The sequence below is a fragment of the Mycobacterium sp. HUMS_12744610 genome (assembly GCF_041206865.1).
Classification (GTDB): domain Bacteria; phylum Actinomycetota; class Actinomycetes; order Mycobacteriales; family Mycobacteriaceae; genus Mycobacterium; species Mycobacterium servetii.
Map to the genome: position 1 here is coordinate 1,640,719 of NZ_JBGEDP010000001.1, position 21,208 is coordinate 1,661,926.

Below are 21,208 nucleotides of genomic sequence, written 5' to 3' on the forward strand. Positions count from 1 at the left end.
AAGAGAGTGACAGATATGACCGAGGCTGTAAAGGTCCGTTTCGAGCCCAAGATGATGATCGACGGCAAGCTCGTCGAGGGCCGGGCCGGCACCTTCACCAACATCAACCCGGCTACCGAAGAGGTGCTCGGCGAGGTCGCCGACGCGTCGAAGGAGGACATGCACCGGGCTATCGACGCCGCCCGGCGTGCCTTCGACGAGACGGACTGGTCGACCAACCGCGAGCTGCGCAAGCGTTGCCTGGTACAGCTGCACGAAGCGATCGACGCGGAGCGGGAAGAGCTGCGCGAGGAGCTCATCCTCGAGGTCGGTGCCCCGCGTGCCATCACTTACGGACCCCAGCTCGACGCCCCGCTGGCCGAGGGGCTGCTGTATCCCGCCAAGCTGATCGACGAGTACCCCTGGGAGACCGACCTGGGCGACCGGGTCATCAGCCTCACCGGCACGAACACCACCGTCAAGGTCTGGCGGGAACCGGTGGGTGTGGTCGGCGCGATCGTCCCGTGGAACTTCCCGTTCGAAGTCGCTATCAACAAGCTCGGCCAGGCGTTGGCCACCGGTAACACCGTCGTTCTCAAGCCGGCGCCGGACACCCCGTTCAACGCCACCCGACTGGGTCGGCTCATCGCCGAGAAGACCGACATCCCACCGGGTGTGGTCAACGTGGTCACCGCGTCGGACCACCTGGTGGGCGAGGAGCTCACGCTGTCGCCGAAAGTCGACCTGATCTCGTTCACCGGCTCGACCGCGGTCGGCAAGCGGATCATGGAAAAGGGTGCGGCGACGCTGAAGCGGCTGTTCCTGGAACTCGGCGGCAAGTCGGCCACCATCGTGCTGGAAGACGCCGACTTCGGCTCGGCGTGCGCGATCGGCATCTCGCCGTGCATGCACGCCGGACAGGGCTGCGCCATCCCCACCAGGATGCTGCTGCCGCGGTCTCGCTACGACGAGGGCGTGGCAATTCTCAAGAGCATCTATGAGAACGTCATACCGGGCGATCCGCAGGACCCCAATACCCTTACCGGCCCGCTGATCTCGGACAAGCAGCGTCAGCGCGTGCTCGGTTACATCAACAAGGGCGTGGAAGAGGGCGCCACGCTGCTGGTTGGCGGGCCCGACGCACCCACCGGCTTCGACAAGGGATTCTTCGTCCGGCCAACGCTTTTCGTCGACGTCGACAACTCCATGACGATCGCGCAGGAGGAGATCTTCGGTCCGGTGCTGGCCGTCATTCCGTTCGACGACGAGGAGGACGCCATCCGGATCGCCAACGACAGCGCCTACGGGCTGGCCGGCAACGTGATGTCGGGGTCCCTCGAGCGGTCGTTGGCGGTGGCCCGCCGATTGCGGGCCGGCGTCATCGGCGTCAACGGTGGCGCCTGCTACGGCGCGGACACGCCATTCGGCGGATACAAGGCCAGCGGGGTGGGCCGCCAGAACGGTGTGGCCGGGTTCGACCAGTACACCGAGGTCAAGTCCGTGGGGTATCCGGCCGGGTAGCGACCCGCACACGCCGAGATTGCCGTGCGGGCAGTGGTTTCGGCATCGACCACGACCACGGCGGCAATCTCGGTGCGTGTCGGGAAGCGGCGTGCGAGACGTGGCGGTGGCCGGTCAGCTGACGCCGTCGACGCTCGCGGAGAACGAGTTGACCGACTGCCCACGCTGCCGTTCCACGGCTCGAAGCCGGCTTGGATACTGGTCAGATAAACCGTTGCTGCCCTCCTGCGCCCGTCGTTCGTGCTGTTGCCCAAGATGGAGCTTGTACGAACCAGTCGTGAAACTGCGCCACTTGGGCGCTCGAAGTTGAGACTCCTGCCCGACCGCGCCGGGCAAGGTCGCCACGCTCGTGGACACTTCGTCGGCGGCCGCCACCAAAACCTTCGTTGGCGGGGCCCGCGACCCGGCGCCCCGCGGTCCTTCGCCGCATGTCTCTCCAGGAGATCCCCGGCTGAAGTGGCCCACTTGAGGCGCGATGACGAACGTCCTGAAGCGCGCGACTTTGGTCCCTGTTGCGGAACTCCGGTAAATGGTCGGATATTCATGACGGCGCCGCCGCTTTTCGCCGGCGTCTGCGGTGCAGAACCGGCGAACATCGCGACCGGAATGTCGGAGGAGTCAGTGATGCGCAACAAGAATGGGGTTTCACCAGTCAAGCGACTCGGACGCGGATCGTGCGTCCGACGGGTGGCCCTAGCGGTCGCGCGGGGCGCCGCCGGCGCGCTGACCGCCGTGGCCGGGCTGGGCTTGCTTACCTACGCCGGTGCGCAGCCGGCGGCCGCCACTCACTTCAACCCCGACGAGCAACGGATCGTCGAGGAACTGCCCTTCGGATTCTCGGGAGCTTCCTGCGAAACCGCCGCCAACCCGCCTGCCGGCGCGCTGGCCAGTTTGGACTGCGGCCAGGACGCCGGACTCGACAGCCCGTTGGGCGGGCACTTCACGTCGTTCGCCGATCCGGGATCATTGGACCGTGCCTTCCACGACGATCTGGCCAACCGCGGGGCGGACTACATGCCGTCGCCGTGCCCCGGTCTGGACGCGTCCCCGACGGTGTGGCACTACATCGCGACGCCGGGGGAGACCGCGGGTCAGATCTTTTGCGGCACGCTCAACAACGCCCCGGATATCGAATGGACACGCGATCGGCAACTGCTGCTCCTCAATGTCCACGATGGCCCGGAACTGAACAAGCTGTTCCAGTGGTGGGACAGGTACGGGAACGAGCCCAGGGAGCTGTTTCCGTTCACCCGTTGAGTACACACTCCTGAAGTGGCGCGGTCTGCTGTGGCACGATCCCGAAAGGCGCGCTGAGCCAACGGGTCCCAGGGACGGCGCGTCGGGTCAGCCGGTGGTGTGGACGATCAGCACGTCGATCTTCGCCTTGGTGGCGATTCCTCCGGGGATGGAGAAGACCCGGCCGATGAGTGCGGATCGCGCGTCCAGCCCGACATTGCCGACCACGAGCAGATCGGCGTCGACTTCCTCGGCCAGGTCCACCAGCGCATGAACCGGGGCATCCTGGATCGGCCTTTCCTCGATGTCCGTGGCCCCCGCCGCCTCGGCTCGCTCTCGGGCGTCGTGCAGCATCGCGTAGATGGGCGCGTTGCCCTGCACCTTGTAGGCCTCGTCCCGGAGTATGTCGGCCGCGCGCAGGTCGTCCTTGGGGGGAACGTACCCGGTGGCGACGATCAACTTCGCGCCCGATTCGGCCGCGATGGCGCCGGCCTTGGCGACCGCCCGTAGCGACGACTCCGAGCCGTCGGTGCCGACGACCACGGTCCGATAGGTCTTCACTCGTTCTCCCTGCCTTGTCGCGCAATCCTTCTGCAGTCGGCCCCATCCATCCCGTCGCTGCCAGATTATCGGCGGATGTGCCGCAGTAAAGAGTTTTGCCCGACACCGCGGCGATCGCCGGTCGCGCGGACGCGGCCGCGTACGACCCGTCCGGTTGCGGGACCTTTTCTCATGGCGCGGAACTCAGCGCAGCGAGCCGGGTCGTGGAGTCGTCGCTCGGGGCGGCTGCCACGATGTGGGCAACCAGCTTGCCGCCACGGGTGACCTCGATCGGCTGTCCCGCGGCAACCCGGTCGAAATAACGACCCGCTCGCCTGCGCAGCTCCTCGAGCTCGACTCGCGGACCCGCGTCGGGGGCAGTCCTCGAGTCGCCGGCCGCCACGATCCGCGCCAGTAAGCTGCCGTCCCGGACGACGAAGAGCGTTTCCCCGGCCGCGACCCGATCGAAGCACCGGCCGGCGCGCTTTCGCAGCTCGTCGAGGCCGACCCACCCGCCGGCGTCCGGTGCCGCGACGCGGACGGGTCGCGCCGGGATCGGAGCGACCCTCCGGTGACCGACCGGCACGATTCGAGCCACCAACTTGCCGCGGCGGACGACATCGATCGTCGCGCCGGCGGCGACCCGCTCGAGATAGGTGGGCATGTTGTACCGAAGTTGGCCTAGGCCAATGACTTCCCGCATTCCACTCCGATCTCCGTGCTCCCGGACCGGCCCGGGAAGTATCGGCCGCGCGCTGCGACCGCGCCGACCCGGAACAGTATATGACCGTACGTGCGGTCAGTATCAACGCTTGGTGCCCGACCCGGCCTCCGCCGGCCAAGGCCACAGGAAAAGCGCTGTGATCCAACGGCATCGACCGCGGCGGGGATGGTAGAGCCGATCGCGTTCAGCCGGGCGGCGCCAGCATGTCCTTCCATCCGTCGTCTCCTGTTTTGCTGGAATTCTCGACCGCATACCTGACACCGTCGGGCCCGACGAGCTCCCCACTCTGCGGGCTGTAAACCGCGGTCGGGGGACTGCTGGGCGTGTATACGCAGGGATTCGGCTGCTGGCCGTTGCATTCGACGGTCCCCGACCCCGGCCGCTGCAGCGCATCGCTGACGGGAGGCGGTGTCCCCGCCACCCTGTCGGAAGGCGCCGGGTTGAGACCGTTGTCGATCGATGGTGCGGGTATCACCTGACCCGGCTTCACCGGCTGGTCGCAGCGCGCCGCGGGCGCGGGGCAGGTGAGGATCTGGTTGGGTTCGCCGTACCAGGGGTTGGTTCCCAGGGGGACGTAGGGTTTGTTGTCGCGGCAGTCGCGCGGTGTGGCAGCGCGCTTCCCCGGGACATCGACGCACGGTAGGTTGCGCGCCCCGCGCACGGCGTTGGCCGGAGTGTCTTGCGGGATCTTGCAATACGTTCCGGACGGCATCGGCGCCAGGCTGGTGTCCGCCGGAGACCGCCACTGCGATGCCGGGAGGAAGCCCGTCAGGCACGGGGGAGGCTGGTTGATGGTCGCCGACGTGCCGAGGGACGCATAGCCGGGGAAAGGCGCCGTCACCGTCAGCCCTTCCGCGGCGCCCTGCGGATAGGAGACCAGGAGTTGCTCGACGCCCTTGTGGTAGCGCTTGAGCATCTCCAGCACGATCTCGATGTTGGCCAGCGTCTGCGGCAACGAGTCGCGGACGTCGCCGAACACCGCGTTGACCTGATCTGCGGTGGGCGCCGCTTGGGTCAGGATGCTTCGCACGTGCTGGTCTTCTCCCGCGGTCTGCGCGGACAGGATGTTCAGGTTGTGCGCCCAGCGCTCGATCGCGCCACCCGACTCGACCTGACTGTCGATGACCGGCCCGGAGTGCTGGATGATGTCGTCGACATCGGCGATGTTGGTCTTGAAGTCACCGGCGATCGCCTGCGTCGCGTCGACCAGTCGTTGCAGCGCCGGGCCCAGCCCGCCGACGGCTTGGGCGGTCTCGTCGAGCAGCGCGGGAATCTTGTCCCTGGGCAGCACGGCCAGGCCACGGTTGGCGGCGTCCAGCGCCGGCCCGATCTCGGTGGGCACGGTGCCCTTGGTGATGGTCTGTCCCGGCGAGAAGTAGCGGGTCGGGTTGCCCACCGACACCAGGTCCAGATACTGCTCACCGACCGCCGACACCGAATGCACGTTGGCCGACGCGTCGATCGGAATCTTGTAGCGGTCGGCGATGCTCATGCTCACCCTCGCGCCGGTCTCGGTGGGTCGGACGGCGGTGACCTTGCCGATGGTTTGACCGCGGTACGTCACGTTGGCCGTCTTGTACAGGCCGCCCGAGGCGGGCAGATCCGCGTTCAACGTGTACTGGCCGATTCCCATCGCAGCGGGGATCCGCAGGTAATACCAGCCCAGTACGATCGCGGTGAGCACACTCAGAACGCCGAACACGATCAGCTGGGTCTTGATGAAGCGGGTCAGCATTGCCTGTCGGCTCTTTCGACCAGTGGCCCGCCGGGAGCGTCGTTCGGGTTGGGTGTGTACCGGACGTCGGGAATCATCGTTTCGGGGTCGCGGCCCCACGATTGCTCGAGCGCGCGCAGCGCTCCGGAGAATCCGGTCCCGGTGAGCACCGCGTTGTCGACGGCGCTCAGCGTCAGATCGAGCGTCAGCGACAGGTTGAAGTAGTCGCCGCGGAACGACTTCGGCACGGCGTCGACATCGAACGGCCGGACCAGGATCACCTTGAGTGCGCGGATGAGATACGGTGCGGCACGACCGAGTTCCCGCAGGGGGCACTGCAGCGACAGTAGATCCTGGTGCAGATTGCCCCGCGACGCGGTCAGGTATTCGTCGGCGAGCCGGCTGAGCCGTCCCGTCGCGACGACCGCGTTGATCAGAAGGTTCTGTTTGTCGGCGAAATGTTTGATCAGGGGTGGGAACTCGGTGAGCACCCGGTCCAGGACGTCCGAGCGGGGACCCACGTACGCCAACAGCCGGTCGGTGGAGTCGATGGCGCGAGTGATGTCGTCGCGTTGCTCGTCGAGGCGGGCGGTGAAGGTGTCCAGCTTGCCGAGAAAGGCGCGGATCTGGTCGGCGCGCCCGCGCACGACGTTGTAGAGCTCGTTTTGCAGCACCTCGAGGTTCGGGATGCCGCCGCCGCGCAAGATCAGGGCGAGACTGGCCATTGTCTGTTCGGTCGTCGGGTAAGCGGAGGAGTTCTTCAGCGGGATGGTGTCGCCGTCCTTGAGCCGCTCCGGGGACGGGTCGGGCGGCGCGGCCAGCTCCAGATGCTGGGAACCCAGAAGGCTTGTCTGTCCGATCTTGGCGGTGGCGTTCCTGGGTAGCTTGACGTTGTTGTCCAGACGGATCGTCAGCGTGGCGACCCAGTTCTTCAGTGCGATCGCGCGCACCGTGCCGACGAAGACGTCGGCCACCCGCACCCGGCTGTTGTTGTTGAGGGCGAGCGTGTCGGGCATCTGCACGTAGACGGTGTAGGAGCCGGGCTGGCTGCCCGGACCGCCGGGCATCGGCACGTTGGCGATTCCATGCCAGCTCCCGCACGACGACAGCGCCGCGGCGGTGCTCATCAGGACCAGCCCCCGAAAGGCTCGACTCCGCATCCGAGACATCAACGCGCGCAACGTTTTCATGATCCGACGCCCTTCGATGCGGCCGCCTCCGCGGGTGGTGGCCCGGGGGGCGGCGGGACCGGCGCCTGCGGCGCCTGCACTCCGATGGGCGGCAACACCGGGTATTCGTCGTAGGCGTTCGGCGGGCCTGGCGGGGTCTGCACCCCCGGCGGTGGCGGTGCGACGTCCGGACCGCCCATCAGTTCGGCCAGCGACCCCGCGGTCAACAGGCCCGCCGTGATCGGCCCGACCTTGGTGCCCTGCATGCCCGGCGCGACAACCCAGCCGGGCTGGGTGTTGCGATGCGACAACGGGGTGTCGGGCACCCAGATCCCGGGCACGGTGGTGTCCTTGTAGCCGTCGGGCGGTTGCAGCCGGGCCTCGGAGTAGGCGACCTCCTTGGGAAGGGTCTCGGCGGTGCTGAACGGGTTCAGCCCGAACGGCGGGTAGTTGAACTTGATCGCGTCGAGAACCGGCGCCAGGTACTGCGCGCACAATTCGGCGGAATCCTGATACCCCAGCCGGCTGCCGGCCTGAATCATGCTGCAGATGAACTGCATCGGGTTCGCGAAATTCGGGATCGCCGGGATGGACATGACGGCGCCATGCGACGGATGGTAGATCTGGCTGAGATTGGTCTCCAGCGTCGGCAGGACGTGCAGGGCGGTCTCCAGACCGTTCAGCGGATCGGGCTGAACCAGTGCGGTGGTCAGGTCGGCGAGGTTGCCGACGTCGTGTGCGATCACCTCGCGGTTTTTGGCCAGGAACGGTCGCAGGGTGGGCAGCAGTCTGTCGAAATGCCTTATCGCACTGGTGAGTTCGGAGTCGGACCTGGTCAACCTGTCGGTGAACCCGGCCAGGTTGTTGTTCAGCGCGACGAGCTGCTGGTCGTCTTTGTGCAGCGCGTCGACGAACAACGCCAGGCTGTGCACCACCGCGAAGAAGTCGCCGCGGCCCTCGTTCAGGGCGGTCAACGCGCGCGACAGGCTGTTCAGCGTGGTGTTGATCTGGGTGCCCTTGCCGGCCAGCCCGTCGGCGAACGATTCGATGACCTCACCGAACGGGCCCGTGGGCTGCTCGGGGGTGGGGCCGAGCTTGGAGATGATGTGGGCGACGCTGTCGCGCAGCTGATCCCACTCCGTCGGCACCTGCGTGCGCTCGAGCGGGATCACCGCGTGGTCGGCCAGCACCGCACCCCCTTCGTAGGGCGGCTCGAGCTGAATACTGCGTGACGCCACCAACGTGGGATTGACGATCACCGCGGAGGCGTTGGCGGGCACCTTGTACTTGTTGGCGTAGTGGAACGTCACCCTCATCTTGTCGCCGGCCGGCTCGATCCTGTCGATCGAACCGACGCGAACGCCCATGATCTCGACTTTGTCCCCGGGATAGAGCGCGTTCGCCTCCGCGAAGTACGCCACCACGGTGTTGGTGGTCGATTTCTGGTAGAGCTGCCAGCCGAGGAAGCCGGCCACCAGCGCCAGCACCACCACGGCCGACCCGATGACCGTGCGGCGCCGCAATTTGTGAATGCTCAACACGGACTTCAATTCCGGCCACCTCCCGTCCCATCCGTCGCGATGGCCGGGGCCGGCGCCAACGGCTCGGTGCGCGCGCCGGGCGGCGCCTGAGTCGGAAGCGGCACCGGCGTGCCCGGGACGTCCGGCGGCGGCTCGCCCGGTCGCCCGGCGATTCCGATCCCCGGTGTCGGCGACAAGCCCGCCGGGTTCGGTGGCGACGTCTGCACGTCCAGCGGCGCCGGGAAACTGCCGCCGAACGGGCCGGCGTCCACCCCGGCGCACGGAAGAGGGTTCCACGGCCGTGGCAGCGCGTCGTGCGCCGGCGTGTACGAACACGCCGATCCCGGTGGCACGGCGGGGCCGGGATGCTCCGGGGTCCCCTCGGACACCGCCGGTGCGGGCGGGGGCGCGCCGTTGGGGAACCGGGTGCCGTTGGGGTCGGGCCAGCGGAAGGCCGGCAGGCCGGCGCTGCGCCAGAAGTCCTCCGGGTCGATGCCACGCTTCTTGAAGGCGGCGTCGACGAACGGCTGCAACATCCAGTACGGCAGCAGATTGGACAGGACGATCTTGAAGTACGGTCCCGAGGCGACGGACTCTCCCAGCGATGCCGCGAATTGGCTCACGTATGTGAGGGTTTGAGCGAGGTCTTCTTTGCGTGCCACCAGCACATCACTGAGGGTGCGCAACTGTTCGAGGACCGGATTCAGGCTCGGGTTGTCGTTGATGAACCCCTGAACCTGGGACGAGAACGCGGAGATGTTGCCCAGCAGGGCGTCGATGGCTCGTCCGCGCGCGTTGAACGCGACCAGCAGCGTCTTCGCGTTGACCAGCAACCTGTCGATCTGTTCGCTGCGGTCACCCAGGACGCCGGCCACCTTGTTGGCCTGGGCGAGCAGGTGTTTGATCTGTTCGTCGCGTTGACCGATGGTGTCGGAGAATCTGGCCAAACCGTCGAGCGCGGCACTCAGATGGGGATAGGTCTCATCGACGGTCTGCGACAGGGTGTTCAGCGAAAGCTTGATGGTGTCGATGTCCCAGCCGGTGGCGGCCTTGGTGGCGTCGGAGAACGCATCGTAGAGCTGATAGGGCGTCGTGCTCTGGGCCAGCGGCAACACGCCGCCGGGCCGCAACATCCGGTTGCCCCGCGGCTCGATCTCGAGCACCTTCTTCCCCAGGATGGTGTCGGTCTTGATCGCCAGCCGGCTCTCGGTGCCGATCGTGTTGCCGCCGATGGAGAACTTGATCTTGACGTGATTGCCGTCGATCGCAAGTGCCTGCACCGTACCGACGTTCACCCCGGAGATGCGCACCTTGTCATTGGTGTTCAGCTGTCCGGTGTTGGCGAACTGCCCGTAGTAGCTGGGAGTGGCGAACACCATCGGGACACTGGTGAAGCTTTGGCCGACGGCGACGACGAGCGCCAGCACGGTGATGCCCATCAGCCCGGTGCGGCCGCGGTTGAACTCGGTCAGCGTTCTCATTGCGGGGTGCACCTGCCCGTAGGCTGCTGCCAGATCCTGACCGTGCGGACCGGGCCGCCGGGCTGCAGTCCGTTCCACTTGATCGTGAGGTCACACAGGTAGAAGTTGACCCAGTCTCCGTAGAGGCCGATGCTGCGCCCGATCAGGTTGAGCGCGGTCGGCATCTTGTGGATCAGATCGTTCAGTTGATCCTTCTGGTCGATCAGCGGCTGCTGGAACGCCTGCAGGTAGTTGATCTCCTTGTGCAGCAGGGCGCGGTTGTCCGCCAGCAGGTCGGACACCGTCCCGGCGGCATTGCTCAGTTGCGCGGTGCCCTCGGCCAGCGGGTCGGCGTGGTTTTTCAGCCCGGTGATCAACCTCTCGAAGTTTTCGACGGTCTGGTCGAACTCCTTGCGATGCCGAACCGTGGTGTCCAGCACGATGTTCAGGTTCTTGACCACATCGCCGATCGCCTGGTCGCGCTCGGCGATGTGCGCGGTAACCTGCGCGGTCTGGTCGAGGATGTCGTTGATGGTGCCGCCCTGGCCCTGGAACACGGTGATGATGGCCGACGCGATGGTGTTGACCTTTTCCGGATCGAGCGCCCGGAAGAGCGGCTTGAAACCACCGATCAGGCTGTCGAGATCCACGGCCGGTGTCGTGCGCGAGAGCGGGATGAAACCGCCCGGCGGCAGGATCCGGTCGACCCCCTCGCCGGCACCGCGTTTGAGCTCCACGTAGCGGTTGCCGATCAGGTCGAGGTAGCGGATCTGCGCGGTCGTCGACTGGTAGAGCGGTATCGAGCGGTCGACGTCGAAATCCACCAGTACCCGCGTGCCGCCTTCGATCAGCCGGACGTTCTTGACCTTGCCGACCTCCACCCCGGAGGCGCGGACGAACTGCCCGTCGCGCAACCCGGTGGCGTTGCTGAACTCGGCGGAATAGCTGTTGGTGCGGTTGAAGCGCATCTGACCGAAGACCAGGACGATCGCCACGGTGATCAGCAGCAGCACCAACGCGATGCTGCCTAGCTTGATTGCGCTGCCGGTGATTTTCATGGGTTGATCGTGTTGTCCCCGACCTGACGACCCCACACGTACTCGATTGCGTACGGAGAGCCGGTGTCCACGTGGTTGTAAGGGGCGATGCTGGCGCCGGTGTCCACCACCAGGGACGGGGCGGGCCACAGATCACGGGTGACGGGTTGCCAGCACCCGGGCGCGCCGCCCGGCCCGCCATGGGCGTTCACGCGCGGCAGATTGTCCGGATAGACATAGGGATTCGGCGCCCCGCCGACCAGCCCGGCCAATCCCAAGAGCCCCATCGTGGCTACGCTGCCGGCCAGTCCCGGGAGGGTCAGAATGCCGCCCAGGCCCGACGTCAGCTCGGTCATGGTTCTCAGCGCGTAACCGTTGCCGCCGCCCACCGTCGCATAGGCAGCGGGTTCGGCCTCGTTGTACTCGCGGACGGTGCAGAAGATTTCGGGACTGTAGGTGTCGAGCAGCTGTGCGGTGGGCACCAGATCGCCGATGCCCCGCTGCAGGTAGGGCCCGCCGCGGGCGAAGATGTCTGCGCCGGTGTCGCCCAACCCGGCCGCGGCCAGCAGGGCGGCGTCCAGGTCGGCCTCCTGCCGGTGCAGCGTGTGCGCCGTGACCACCGCATGGTCGAGGGCGTCGAACAGATCCGGTGCGGCGGTGGCGTAGGTGTCACCCAGGTCGGCCAGCCGCGCGATGTCGTGCCGGATCTGGGGCATCTGCGGATTGAGGTCGTCGAGGATGGCGTTGCCGTTGACGATCGACTGGCCGAACTTGTCGCCCAGCCCGCTCAACGCCTCCGCGGCCGCGGCCAGCGTCAGGTTCAGCTTGACCGGGTCGACCTTCTCGGCGATCGAGGTGAGTGTCTCGAACAACGTGTTGAACTCCGTTGTCACCGACCTGGCGTCGATGACCTGGCTCGGGGTGATCCGTTGCGGCGTAGGGTGTTTAGGCGACGTCAGCGACACGTACTTGTTGCCGAACACCGTGGTCCCGGTGATGTTGGCGTCGACATTGGCAGGAATCAGCGGGATGTACTCGGGCTTCACGTTCAAGATGAGCTTGGCTGCGGGCCTGCCGTCACGCTCGATCTCGGAAATGCTGGCCACCCGGCCGATCTCCACACCGTTGTAGGTGACTTTCGACCCCGGGTCCAGCACCAGACCCGCGCGGGCGGACAGCATCGTCAGAGGCGTCTTCGGCGTCAGCTGGCCCCGAAACTGCAACCACACGAACGCCAAGACCAGCGCGGCGACCAACAAGAAGACCACGGCCGCCGTCTTGTACGGCGGGATGCGTTGCTGGTTCTCCTGCACCGGTCTGGTCATGGCGGCTACACGGTGAGCGCAAAGTTCGGGTTCTTGCCGTAGACCGCCATCGCGGTCAGCACCACCACCACGACGACGGTGACCAGCGACAGCCGCATCGACCGGCCGACGGCCTCGCCGACGCCGACCGGTCCGCCGCTGGCGTTGTAGCCGTAGTAGCAGTGGGTGGTCATCACGATCACCGCGATGACGATCACCTCCAGGAAGGACCAGCCCACGTCATTGAGGCGCAGGAACGTGTGGAAGTAGTGGTCGTACGTGCCGGCGGACTGCCCGTAGAGGAACACCGTGGTGGCTTGCTGGGACAGGAAGGCCATGGTGATTCCCAGCGCGAACAGCGGGGCGATGACGACCAGGCTCGCCACCACCCGGGTGGAGGCCAGGAAGGCGATCGACCTGATGCTCATCACCTCCAGCGCGTCGATCTCCTCGCTGATGCGCATGGCGCCCAGTTCGGCGGTGGCGCCGGCGCCGACGGTGGCGGCCAGCGCGTGACCGGCGGCCACCGGCGCCACGAACCGCACATTGACCATCGCGGCCACGAAGCCGGTGAACGCCTCGACGCCGATGTTGCCCAGCGAGGCGTAGCCCTGGATGGCGACCAGGGAGCCCGTGGCCAGGGTGATGAAGCTGACGATGGCGACGGTGCCGCCCACCACGGCCATCGCCCCCGTCCCCATCCCGACCTGGGCAACCATCCGCAGCGTCTCTTTGTGGTAGCGGCGCACCGCGAAGGGGATCAGCCCGACCGCGGTCAGCGTGAACCAGACCATCTGCCCGATCTCGACCAGTAGCCGAACCGGGGCGTCCCGGTATCTCCTGAGGGTCGTGGCCGCCCGTGGGAAGCGGACACGCAGTGCGGCGGTCGCCGTAGCCGTGGTCACCTCAGCGCCCCGTTCCGAAGCGGACACCAATCGTGGTCAGCACGACGTTGACCGCGAACAGCGCGATGAAGCACAGCACCACCGTCTCGTTGACGGCGGTGCCGAGACCTTTGGACCCGCCGCGCACGATCAGGCCGCGGTAGCAGCCGACCAGGCCGGCGATCAGGCCGAACGTCGCGGCCTTGACCATCGCGATGACGACCTCGGGCAGGCCGGTGATCGCGGTCAACGTGGACAGGTAGGCACCGCTCGAGACGTTCTGCAGATACACGCTGAACAGGTAGCCGCCGACCAGGCCGACGGCGACCACGAGGCCGTTGAGCAGCACCGCGACCACGGTCGAGGCGACGACGCGGGGCACCACCATGCGGTGGATGGGGTCGATGCCGAGCACCTCGAGCGCGTCGATCTCCTCGCGGATGGTGCGGGCGCCGAGGTCGGCGCAGATGGCGGTGGACCCGGCGCCGGCGACCACCAGCACCGTCACGATCGGGCCGAGCTGGGTGACCGCGCCCAGCGCGGCACCGGCCCCGGAGACGTCGGCGGCGCCGATCTCGGTCAGCAGGATGTTGATGACGTAGATGAGCAGCACGGTTTCCGGGATGGACACCGCGATGGTGGGCAGCAGGGACACCCGCATGATGAACCAGCCGTTGAGGATGAATTCGCGCCATTCGAACGGCTTCATCAGGGCCTTGCCGGTCAGCACGCACATGCGGAAGAACCCGCCGACCACTTCCGTTCCCGGCCGGATCTGGGTGCCGAGCTTGCCGGCGAACGTGGTCGAAGTGGTCATCGGCGCGGCCCCCGGCCTACGTGGTGCGCGAGCTCGCCCACGCCGGGATAGCTCGTCGAAAGGGTTTGGCAGAAAAGGTTTTTCGCAGCTGTAGGCGCGTGCCGCGTCGGGCCGGCAGCGTCGGCCTGCGCCGTCCGGTTCGGTGTCGTCCGCGTGTGCACCACGCTGCCACTATGGCATCCGACCGTACGGTCAGTCAACGAAATGGCCTCGCTGAGGCCCCGTGGCCTTGTCGGCAGGAGCCATTTGCGCCCGCTCGATGTTTCGGTTGCCCTCGGGAGCGGATATTCCCGACTAGAAGCCGACCCGTCGTACAGTCGAGCTTTCCGCCGGCCGCGCGAGCGCCCGGCGTGTCACGTGGGCCGGAGCGGGGGGATTCCTTCCTGCCCAACGCATTCCAGCGCTAGGTGGTCAACCCGTCGTACCCGCCGCCGCGGCGAGGGAGTCGCGCACCACCGAGACCACGTCGGCCGAAGGGCTCGCCCATCTGCCGAGTCCCAGGCGGTCGAGTAGCAGTCCGCCCAGGAACACGTCGGCGAAGGCGGCCCCGACCTGTTCGGGTGTGCGGGAGTCGGCGGGATCGAACCACACCCACATCCACTCCAGCGACCCCCACAGCTGCAGTGCCGCCAGTTCGACGTCCACGCTGCGGAAAACACCGCTGTCCACTCCGTTGCGAATCTCGCTCACGGTGAGTGCGAGCAGATCTCGGCGCAGTTCACGCACGTGTTGCATCGCCGGGTCGTCGGACAGCTGGAGTACCTCGCGCTGGCTTGCCACCGTCGCGTCACGAGCGGTGACCTGCAGCAGCGCGGACGTGAAAATGATTGCGGCGATGCGTTCGTGAGGGGCCCCCACGTGATCCCAGACCGTCCGCAGCGCATCGAGCTGGCGGGCCAGATGTGTCTCTTCCAGCTCCCGCAGCATCTGGGCTTTGGTCCCGAAGTGATGAACGATGGTGCCTTTGGACATGCCGAGCTCATCGGCGATGTCGCCGATGTTTGTCTTGTCGTAGCCGCGTTCGGCGACATAGCGGACGAACGCGTCGAGGATCTCGCTACGTCGGCCGGGGGATCTGGGCATCTTCCAACCCTTCGGCGTCGACTAACCGTACGAACGGTCTACCATAACCTCCGGTGTGTGAATATCCCCCGTCGGGTGTGTCGGCCGTGCGGATCGCCTCTGTGGCGATCAGTCGCCGGAACGCGCGCGAGGGGCGACCGGTTTGGGGCCGTCCGGCGGTTCAACGGAGCCCGTAACCATTGCGCCGATCCGGTGCGGTCACGACGTACATGTGCGCGCCGTCGGCGCAGGTGATCTCACCGGCGGTGTAGACCGTCATGAGTTCTTTCCCGTCGCCGTCGGCAACGCACACATACGTGTCGGTCTCGGCGTCGTAGTCGAAGCTGTTCCACGCCAGGACGAACGCCAGGCAGTTGCCGTCGCGGTCGGCGACGACGAGCTTGTGCGCACCGGACTCCTTCAACAAGTCGGCATCCCGCGTGCGCTGCTGAGGGACCTGGGTGGTGTGGACCGTTACGCCGTTCGCCATCTCTGCACTCCTTAGCGAGGAGATCTCCTCGGGTCCGGGCGCTCCAGTCCGGACCTGGCAGCGATTGTCTCCCCCCGGCACCACCCCAGACCAGGGCATAACGACCCTCCGCGCGGGGTCGTAAGTCGCCGACCACCCCCGCCGCCCGCCCTCCCAACGCGTTGGTTGACAATCGACGCCAGACCACTTCGTCCGAAGTCCCAGCGTCAAAGGAGACACAACCATGGCTGAAGCCGTCATCGTCGAGGCAGTGCGCTCACCCGTCGGCAAGCGCAACGGCGGGCTGTCCGGCGTGCACCCGGCCGACCTGTCCGCGCAGGTGCTCAACGGATTGGTCGGCAAGGCCGGCATCGACCCCGAGATCGTCGACGACGTCATCTGGGGCTGCGTCATGCAGGCCGGTGAGCAAGCCCTCGACATCGGCCGCACCGCGCTGCTGACGGCCGGTTGGCCGGAGACGGTTCCGGGTGTGACCGTCGACCGCCAGTGCGGGTCGAGCCAGCAGTCGGTGCACTTCGCCGCGGCCGGCGTGGTGGCCGGCCACTACGACGTGGTGGTCGCCGGCGGGGTGGAGTCGATGTCCCGCACCCCGATGGGTTCCTCGCTGGCCAACGGCGGACGGCCGTACCCGGACGCGTTCATGAACCGCTACGACCGCCAGGTGCCCAACCAGGGCCTCGGCGCCGAGATGATCGCCGAGCAGTGGGGGCTGAGCCGCACCGCGCTCGACGAGTTCTCGCTCGCCTCACACGAAAAGGCTGCAGCGGCACAGGATTCCGGAGCCTTCGACGACCAGATCGTGGGCATCAAGGACCAGGAGGGTGGGGTGGTGCTCAAGGACGAGGGCATCCGCCGCGGCACGCCGATGGAGAAGATGGCGTCGCTGAAGCCGGCGTTCAAGGAGGACGGCGTGATCCACGCCGGCAACTCCTCGCAGATCTCCGACGGCTCGGCCGCCCTGCTGTTCATGTCCGCCGAGAAGGCGAAGTCGTTGGGCCTCAAGCCGATCGCCAAGGTGCACACGGCCACCCTGGCCGGGGCCAACCCGGTGATCATGCTGACCGCGCCCATCCCGGCCACCCAGAAGGTGCTGAAGCGCTCGGGCCTGAGCATCGACGAGATCGGCGCCTACGAGGTCAACGAGGCCTTCGCCCCGGTCCCCCTGGCGTGGCTGAAGGACATCGGCGCCGACGAGAAGAAGCTCAACCCCAACGGCGGGGCGATCGCGCTCGGGCACCCGCTCGGCGGCTCGGGGGCGCGGCTGATGACCACGCTGCTCTACCACATGCGGGACAAGGGGATTCGCTACGGCCTGCAGACGATGTGTGAGGGCGGCGGTCAGGCCAACGCCACCATCCTGGAGCTGCTGTGACCGAAGGCGACACCGGCCGGCCCGCGGTGCTGGTCGAACGTCGCGGCAACGTCGCCGTCATCACCATCAACCGGCCGGAGGCCCGCAACGCGATCAACGGCGCGGTCAGCATCGGGGTCGGCGACGCGCTCGAGGAAGCGGGGCGCGACGCGGGAGTGCGGGCCGTCGTCGTCACCGGCGCGGGCGACAAGTCGTTCTGCGCCGGTGCCGACCTCAAGGCGCTCTCCCGCCGGGAGAACATCTATCACCCCGACCACGGCGAGTGGGGCTTCGCGGGCTACGTGCACCACTTCATCGACAAGCCGACCATCGCCGCGGTCAACGGCACGGCGCTGGGTGGGGGTACCGAGATCGCGATGGCCAGCGACCTGGTGGTGGCCACCGAGGGTGCCACGTTCGGGCTGCCGGAGGTCAAGCGCGGGCTCATCGCGGCGGCCGGTGGCGTGTTCCGGATCATGAACCACCTGCCGCGCAAGGTGGCCATGGAACTGCTGATGACCGGCGAGCCGATCACGGCCTCCGACGCGTGCCGGTGGGGCCTGATCAACCAGGTCGTCGGGGAGGGTTCGGTGCTCGACGCCGCGCTGGCGCTCGCCGCGCGGATCACCGTCAACGCGCCGCTGTCCGTGCAGGCCAGCAAGCGCATCGCCTACGGGGTCGACGACGGCGTGATCGCCGACGAGGAGGCCGGCTGGGAGCGCACCGGCCGCGAGATGCGCACGCTGCTGAAATCGGAGGACGCCAGGGAAGGGCCGCTGGCGTTCGCCGAGAAGCGGGAACCGGTCTGGAAGGCGCGTTAGACACCGCTCGCGCTATCAGCTGCCCAGGACGTTGACTCCCCACCGGAACACCGGGGGGAGCAGGGCGGCCGCCGGTACGATCGCGCGGCGCGCGGCGCGGGGCGCGCTGGCCAGCACCAGTGCGCGCGTGAGCAGCCGGTAGTCGCGGGTGATCCGGTGCCATGCGGCCTCGTAGGAGCCGGGCTCGTCGGCGGCGATCGCGTCGATGACCGCGCCCGCCTGCTTGACCGCGAGGCTGATGCCCTCGCCGGTCAGCGCGTCCTCGTAGCCGGCCGCATCGCCGACCAACAGCACGCGCCCGGCGACCCGGCGCGAAACCACCTGGCGCAGCGGGCCGCAGCCGCGCGCCGGCCCGCGCTCGGCGCCCGCCAGGCGCCGTTCCAGTTCCGGAAACCAGGCCAGGTCGGGCCGCCCGGGGGACAGGATCGCCACACCGACCAGGTCCGGTTCGACCGGCGTGACGTACGCCTCGCCGAACCGCGACCAGTGCACTTCGACGAACTCCGACCACGCCGGCACACGGAAATGCCGGCGGACGCCGTAGCGGCGCGGTGTTCCGGCCGTCGCCGTGATTCCCGCCGCGCGGCGGACCGTCGAGTGCAGCCCGTCGGCCCCCACCAACCACCTCGCACGCACGCCGGCGGCCGTCACACCGCGCGCGTCCTGGTCTACGGCCGTCACCCGCGCCGAAAGCCATTCGGTGTCTTGTTCTTTGGCGCGGGCGGCCAGCGCCGCGTGCAACGTGGTGCGGCGCACGCCCCGTCCGGGACCGCTGCGGAATCGGGCCTGCGCCCGGTGGCGGTCGCTCACGTAGGCGATCCCGCGGAACGGCATGCCGGCGGGGTCGACCCCGAGCGCAGTCAGCTCGGACAGCCCGCCGGGCATCAGCCCCTCGCCGCACGCCTTGTCGACGGGGCCGTCGCGCGGCTCGACCACGACCACCGACAGTCCGTGCCGGCGCGCGTGCAACGCCGCGGCGAGGCCCGCGGGCCCGCCGCCGATCACGAGCACGTCGGCGTCGTAGTCGCTCACGTGTAGCCCAACGCGGCGTTTTCCACACCCACGCGCACCCTTAGCAATATCGCGTTGGCCACGGTGAACAGGGCCGCGGTCACCCACGCGGTGTGCACCAGCGGCAGCGCGATTCCCTCGGCCACCACTGCAACATAGTTCGGATGGTGCAGGAACCGGTAAGGCCCCTGGCGCACCAGCGGCGCGTCCGGCAACACGATGACCCGGGTGTTCCAGCGCGGGCCCAGGGTCTCGATGCACCACCAGCGCAGCCCCTGACTCAACGCCACCACGCCCAGCATCGGCCAACCCAGCCACGCGATGAACGGCCGGTGCAGCGCCCACGGTTCGACGACGCAGCCCACCAGCAGTGCCGTGTGGATGGTCACCATCACCACGTAGTGCGGCCGGCCGAACTCCTTGGCGCCCCGGGCGAAAGACCACTCCGCGTTTCGCTTCGATACGACCAGCTCCACCAGGCGTTCCAGCCCGACCGCCAGGATCAGCAGGTAATACATGCGACTACTATCTCGTGGCCGGGCCCACCGGGCCAACGGGCGGCTGTTGCTGACACATCTCGGCTCACGAGGTCGGCGCGGGATCGGTTCAGCGGTTCGCGCGCGCCCGCGCCGACCCCGGTGCGGCCGCTAGGGTGGGCAGGTATGCGGATCCTGGTCACCGGCGCCACCGGCTATGTGGGATCGCGGCTGGTCACGGCGTTGCTGGCAGACGGGCACCAGGTGGTGGCGGCCTCCCGGAACCCGGCGCGCCTCAAACGTCTGGGATGGTTCGCCGACGTGACGTCGGTCACCCTCGAAGCGGCCGATCCCGAGTCGGTGCGCGCCGCGATGCAGGCCGCGGGCCCCGTCGACGTGGTGTATTACCTGGTACACGCGATCGGACAGCGCGGGTTCCGCGATGCCGACAAGGCCGCCGCGACGAACGTCGCGGCGGCGGCGCGGGACGCCGGCGTGCGGCGCATCGTCTACCTGGGCGGGTTCGTCCCCGCCGGCGGTGCCCTGTCGGAGCACCTGGCCAGCCGTGCCGAGGTGGCCGAGGCGCTGACAGTCGAGGACGGCCCGGAACTGGTGTGGCTGGGCGCGGCGATCATCGTCGGCGCCGGTTCGACGTCGTTCGAGATGCTGCGCTACGTCGGGGACCGGTTCCCGCTGATCCCGATTCCCACCTGGATGGACAACCCGATCGACCCGATCTCCATCCGCGACGTGCTGCACTATCTCGTCGCCGCCGCGGATCCCGACCGGGTGCCCGCGGGCGCCTACGACATCTGCGGCCCCGACACCACGACCTACCGGGGGTTGCTCGAGACCTACGCGCGCGTGGCCGGCAGGTGGCACGCCGCGGTGCGGGTCGGCCCGGTCGACACCGCGCTGGCGTCGCTGATCACCGGGCTCGCGCTGCCGGTTCCGCAGGGATTGGCCGGAGACCTCGTCGAGTCGCTGGATCACCCGATGGTGGCGTCGGTGAGCGGTCTGCGCGACCGGGTGCCCGACCCGCCCGGCGGCCTGCTCGGGGTCGAGGACGCCGTCGCGCGCGCGCTGACCGCCAACCGCAGGCCCCCGCCCGTCAACGCGCTGGTCGATCCGCACCATCTCGCCGACAGCGATCCCAGCTGGGCCGGCGGCGACGCGCTGTGGATCCGCCGGGTCGCGCGGGCGGTCACACCGCCCCTCGCCCGGCCCACGCTGCGGCTGGTGAACCGTGTCCCCGGGCCACTGGCCGGGGCGCTGCGGACCGGCCTGGAAATCCTGGCCGCAGTCACCCCGAAGGTGCGTCCCGCATGAGCGGGCCGACCGCGTCCGCGCACACCAGCACCGTCGCCGAGCTGCGCCGCGCGATGGCCAATGTCGCTGTCCCGCACAATGAAGCGCCCAGGGCGGCATGGCGCCGCCGGGTCGTCGTCAGCGTCACGCTCGTCGCCGGTGCCGCGGTGCTGGGCTTCTCGCTGCGCCGCCACCCGGGCGAGTCGAGCTTCTACTGGCTCACCCTCGCGCTGGCCGCGCTGTGGATAGCCGGCGCGTTCGCCTCGGGCCCGCTGCATCTGGGGGGTATCTGCTGGCGGGGGCGCAACCAACGGCCCGTCGTCTCCGGGCTGAGCATCGGCCTGCTGGTCGGCGCCGTGTTCGTGGCGGGCGGGCTGGTCGCCAGGGAGATTCCGCCGGTCGCCGAGTTGATCACCCGGGTGCTGCTCTTCGCCCACGGGTCCTACCTGTTCATCGTCGTGATCACCGTCATCAACGCGGTGGCCGAGGAGATCTTCTTTCGCGGCGCGCTCTACACGGCGCTGGGCCGGCAGCACCCGGTGGTGATCTCGACCCTGCTGTACACCGTTGCCACGATGGCCAGTGGCAACCCGATGCTCGGGTTCGCCGCGGTCATCCTGGGCACCGTGTGCGCCGTGGAGCGCCGGGCCACCGGCGGTGTGCTGGCGCCGGTGCTGACCCACTTCGTGTGGGGCCTGATCATGGTGCTGGTGCTGCCGCCGATGTTCGGCGTCTAGGACGATCGTCGAGGCGCCGTCGAGATCGGCGTTTCGCAGGAAAAGTT

21 protein-coding genes are annotated in these 21,208 nt (G+C 68.1%); 6 read left to right on the forward strand and 15 right to left on the reverse strand.

From position 1 onward, the window contains the following. Positions 1-15: 15 nt before the first annotated feature. Positions 16-1,500: an aldehyde dehydrogenase family protein gene (locus AB8998_RS08215; protein WP_369737413.1), complete on the forward strand. Its 1,485-nt coding sequence runs from the start codon at positions 16-18 to the stop codon at positions 1,498-1,500. 114 nt (positions 1,501-1,614) lie between these two features. On the opposite strand, the gene AB8998_RS08220 is transcribed toward AB8998_RS08215, so the two are convergent. Next, positions 1,615-1,965 (reverse strand): PE family protein, encoded by a 351-nt coding sequence (locus AB8998_RS08220; protein ID WP_369737414.1) that lies wholly within the window; start codon positions 1,963-1,965, stop codon positions 1,615-1,617. A gap of 222 nt (positions 1,966-2,187) precedes the next feature. On the opposite strand from AB8998_RS08220, the gene AB8998_RS08225 reads away from it, so the two are divergent. Beyond that, entirely contained in the window at positions 2,188-2,757 is a 570-nt protein-coding gene (locus AB8998_RS08225) for a hypothetical protein (protein WP_369737416.1), read from the forward strand. Positions 2,758-2,844: 87 nt separating this feature from the next. Here AB8998_RS08225 and AB8998_RS08230 read toward each other — a convergent pair whose 3' ends face one another. The 12 genes from AB8998_RS08230 to AB8998_RS08285 all read right to left on the reverse strand — a co-directional run bounded on the left by AB8998_RS08230 (position 2,845) and on the right by AB8998_RS08285 (position 15,457). Then, the gene (locus AB8998_RS08230) at positions 2,845-3,297 is read right to left on the reverse strand and encodes a universal stress protein (protein ID WP_369737417.1); all 453 of its coding nucleotides are present in this window, start codon (positions 3,295-3,297) and stop codon (positions 2,845-2,847) included. Between the two features lie 169 nt (positions 3,298-3,466). Beyond that, positions 3,467-3,940: a type II toxin-antitoxin system prevent-host-death family antitoxin gene (locus AB8998_RS08235; RefSeq protein WP_369737418.1), complete on the reverse strand. Its 474-nt coding sequence runs from the start codon at positions 3,938-3,940 to the stop codon at positions 3,467-3,469. A 244-nt stretch (positions 3,941-4,184) separates the two neighbouring features. Then, positions 4,185-5,735, reverse strand: a complete 1,551-nt coding sequence (locus tag AB8998_RS08240; RefSeq protein ID WP_369737420.1) for an MCE family protein — start codon at positions 5,733-5,735, stop codon at positions 4,185-4,187. Further along, positions 5,729-6,904: a virulence factor Mce family protein gene (locus AB8998_RS08245; RefSeq protein WP_369737421.1), complete on the reverse strand. Its 1,176-nt coding sequence runs from the start codon at positions 6,902-6,904 to the stop codon at positions 5,729-5,731. Before AB8998_RS08245 ends, AB8998_RS08240 begins: the two co-directional genes overlap by 7 nt. Next, positions 6,901-8,433, reverse strand: coding sequence for a virulence factor Mce family protein (locus tag AB8998_RS08250; protein WP_369737422.1), 1,533 nt, complete (start codon positions 8,431-8,433; stop codon positions 6,901-6,903). Before AB8998_RS08250 ends, AB8998_RS08245 begins: the two co-directional genes overlap by 4 nt. Continuing rightward, complete coding sequence (locus AB8998_RS08255) at positions 8,430-9,884, reverse strand: virulence factor Mce family protein (RefSeq protein ID WP_369737423.1); 1,455 nt, start codon at positions 9,882-9,884, stop codon at positions 8,430-8,432. Before AB8998_RS08255 ends, AB8998_RS08250 begins: the two co-directional genes overlap by 4 nt. Continuing rightward, on the reverse strand, positions 9,881-10,921 hold the full coding sequence (locus AB8998_RS08260; RefSeq protein WP_369737425.1) for a virulence factor Mce family protein: 1,041 nt from the start codon (positions 10,919-10,921) through the stop codon (positions 9,881-9,883). Before AB8998_RS08260 ends, AB8998_RS08255 begins: the two co-directional genes overlap by 4 nt. Further along, positions 10,918-12,225, reverse strand: coding sequence for an MCE family protein (locus AB8998_RS08265; protein ID WP_369737426.1), 1,308 nt, complete (start codon positions 12,223-12,225; stop codon positions 10,918-10,920). The genes AB8998_RS08260 and AB8998_RS08265 overlap by 4 nt, the downstream gene beginning before the upstream one ends. A 5-nt stretch (positions 12,226-12,230) precedes the next feature. Continuing rightward, a complete protein-coding gene (locus tag AB8998_RS08270) occupies positions 12,231-13,109 on the reverse strand; it encodes an ABC transporter permease (RefSeq protein ID WP_369737427.1) in 879 nt (292 codons plus the stop codon). A gap of 1 nt (position 13,110) precedes the next feature. Then, positions 13,111-13,905 (reverse strand): MlaE family ABC transporter permease, encoded by a 795-nt coding sequence (locus tag AB8998_RS08275; protein ID WP_369737429.1) that lies wholly within the window; start codon positions 13,903-13,905, stop codon positions 13,111-13,113. Between the two features lie 411 nt (positions 13,906-14,316). Continuing rightward, positions 14,317-14,988, reverse strand: a complete 672-nt coding sequence (locus tag AB8998_RS08280; protein WP_369737430.1) for a TetR/AcrR family transcriptional regulator — start codon at positions 14,986-14,988, stop codon at positions 14,317-14,319. 160 nt (positions 14,989-15,148) lie between these two features. Further along, entirely contained in the window at positions 15,149-15,457 is a 309-nt protein-coding gene (locus AB8998_RS08285) for a hypothetical protein (RefSeq protein WP_369737431.1), read from the reverse strand. A gap of 223 nt (positions 15,458-15,680) precedes the next feature. Between AB8998_RS08285 and AB8998_RS08290 the strand changes: the two genes are divergently transcribed. Beyond that, positions 15,681-16,829 (forward strand): thiolase family protein, encoded by a 1,149-nt coding sequence (locus AB8998_RS08290; protein WP_369737432.1) that lies wholly within the window; start codon positions 15,681-15,683, stop codon positions 16,827-16,829. Continuing rightward, entirely contained in the window at positions 16,826-17,629 is an 804-nt protein-coding gene (locus tag AB8998_RS08295; protein WP_369737433.1) for a crotonase/enoyl-CoA hydratase family protein, read from the forward strand. The genes AB8998_RS08290 and AB8998_RS08295 overlap by 4 nt, the downstream gene beginning before the upstream one ends. Before the next feature lie 15 nt (positions 17,630-17,644). Here the strand turns inward: AB8998_RS08295 and AB8998_RS08300 are convergent, their stop codons facing one another. Together AB8998_RS08300 and AB8998_RS08305 are read right to left on the reverse strand one after the other, a co-directional pair. Then, entirely contained in the window at positions 17,645-18,661 is a 1,017-nt protein-coding gene (locus tag AB8998_RS08300; RefSeq protein ID WP_369737434.1) for an NAD(P)/FAD-dependent oxidoreductase, read from the reverse strand. Further along, on the reverse strand, positions 18,658-19,158 hold the full coding sequence (locus tag AB8998_RS08305; protein ID WP_369737436.1) for an isoprenylcysteine carboxyl methyltransferase family protein: 501 nt from the start codon (positions 19,156-19,158) through the stop codon (positions 18,658-18,660). The genes AB8998_RS08300 and AB8998_RS08305 overlap by 4 nt, the downstream gene beginning before the upstream one ends. Before the next feature lie 144 nt (positions 19,159-19,302). Between AB8998_RS08305 and AB8998_RS08310 the strand changes: the two genes are divergently transcribed. Continuing rightward, entirely contained in the window at positions 19,303-20,445 is a 1,143-nt protein-coding gene (locus AB8998_RS08310) for an NAD(P)H-binding protein (RefSeq protein ID WP_369737437.1), read from the forward strand. Further along, positions 20,442-21,161, forward strand: coding sequence for a CPBP family intramembrane glutamic endopeptidase (locus AB8998_RS08315; protein WP_369737438.1), 720 nt, complete (start codon positions 20,442-20,444; stop codon positions 21,159-21,161). The genes AB8998_RS08310 and AB8998_RS08315 overlap by 4 nt, the downstream gene beginning before the upstream one ends. Positions 21,162-21,208: the final 47 nt, after the last annotated feature.

What these genes read in the sequence shown, in the direction of transcription:
- AB8998_RS08215 (WP_369737413.1), top strand. Translation starts at nt 16, where the DNA reads ATGACCGAGGCTGTAAAGGTCCGTTTCGAGCCCAAGATGATGATCGAC.
- AB8998_RS08235 (WP_369737418.1), bottom strand. Translation starts at nt 3,940, where the DNA reads ATGCCCACCTATCTCGAGCGGGTCGCCGCCGGCGCGACGATCGATGTC.
- AB8998_RS08240 (WP_369737420.1), bottom strand. Translation starts at nt 5,735, where the DNA reads ATGCTGACCCGCTTCATCAAGACCCAGCTGATCGTGTTCGGCGTTCTG.
- AB8998_RS08245 (WP_369737421.1), bottom strand. Translation starts at nt 6,904, where the DNA reads ATGAAAACGTTGCGCGCGTTGATGTCTCGGATGCGGAGTCGAGCCTTT.
- AB8998_RS08255 (WP_369737423.1), bottom strand. Translation starts at nt 9,884, where the DNA reads ATGAGAACGCTGACCGAGTTCAACCGCGGCCGCACCGGGCTGATGGGC.
- AB8998_RS08260 (WP_369737425.1), bottom strand. Translation starts at nt 10,921, where the DNA reads ATGAAAATCACCGGCAGCGCAATCAAGCTAGGCAGCATCGCGTTGGTG.
- AB8998_RS08265 (WP_369737426.1), bottom strand. Translation starts at nt 12,225, where the DNA reads ATGACCAGACCGGTGCAGGAGAACCAGCAACGCATCCCGCCGTACAAG.
- AB8998_RS08275 (WP_369737429.1), bottom strand. Translation starts at nt 13,905, where the DNA reads ATGACCACTTCGACCACGTTCGCCGGCAAGCTCGGCACCCAGATCCGG.
- AB8998_RS08280 (WP_369737430.1), bottom strand. Translation starts at nt 14,988, where the DNA reads ATGCCCAGATCCCCCGGCCGACGTAGCGAGATCCTCGACGCGTTCGTC.
- AB8998_RS08285 (WP_369737431.1), bottom strand. Translation starts at nt 15,457, where the DNA reads ATGGCGAACGGCGTAACGGTCCACACCACCCAGGTCCCTCAGCAGCGC.
- AB8998_RS08290 (WP_369737432.1), top strand. Translation starts at nt 15,681, where the DNA reads ATGGCTGAAGCCGTCATCGTCGAGGCAGTGCGCTCACCCGTCGGCAAG.
- AB8998_RS08305 (WP_369737436.1), bottom strand. Translation starts at nt 19,158, where the DNA reads ATGTATTACCTGCTGATCCTGGCGGTCGGGCTGGAACGCCTGGTGGAG.
- AB8998_RS08310 (WP_369737437.1), top strand. Translation starts at nt 19,303, where the DNA reads ATGCGGATCCTGGTCACCGGCGCCACCGGCTATGTGGGATCGCGGCTG.
- AB8998_RS08315 (WP_369737438.1), top strand. Translation starts at nt 20,442, where the DNA reads ATGAGCGGGCCGACCGCGTCCGCGCACACCAGCACCGTCGCCGAGCTG.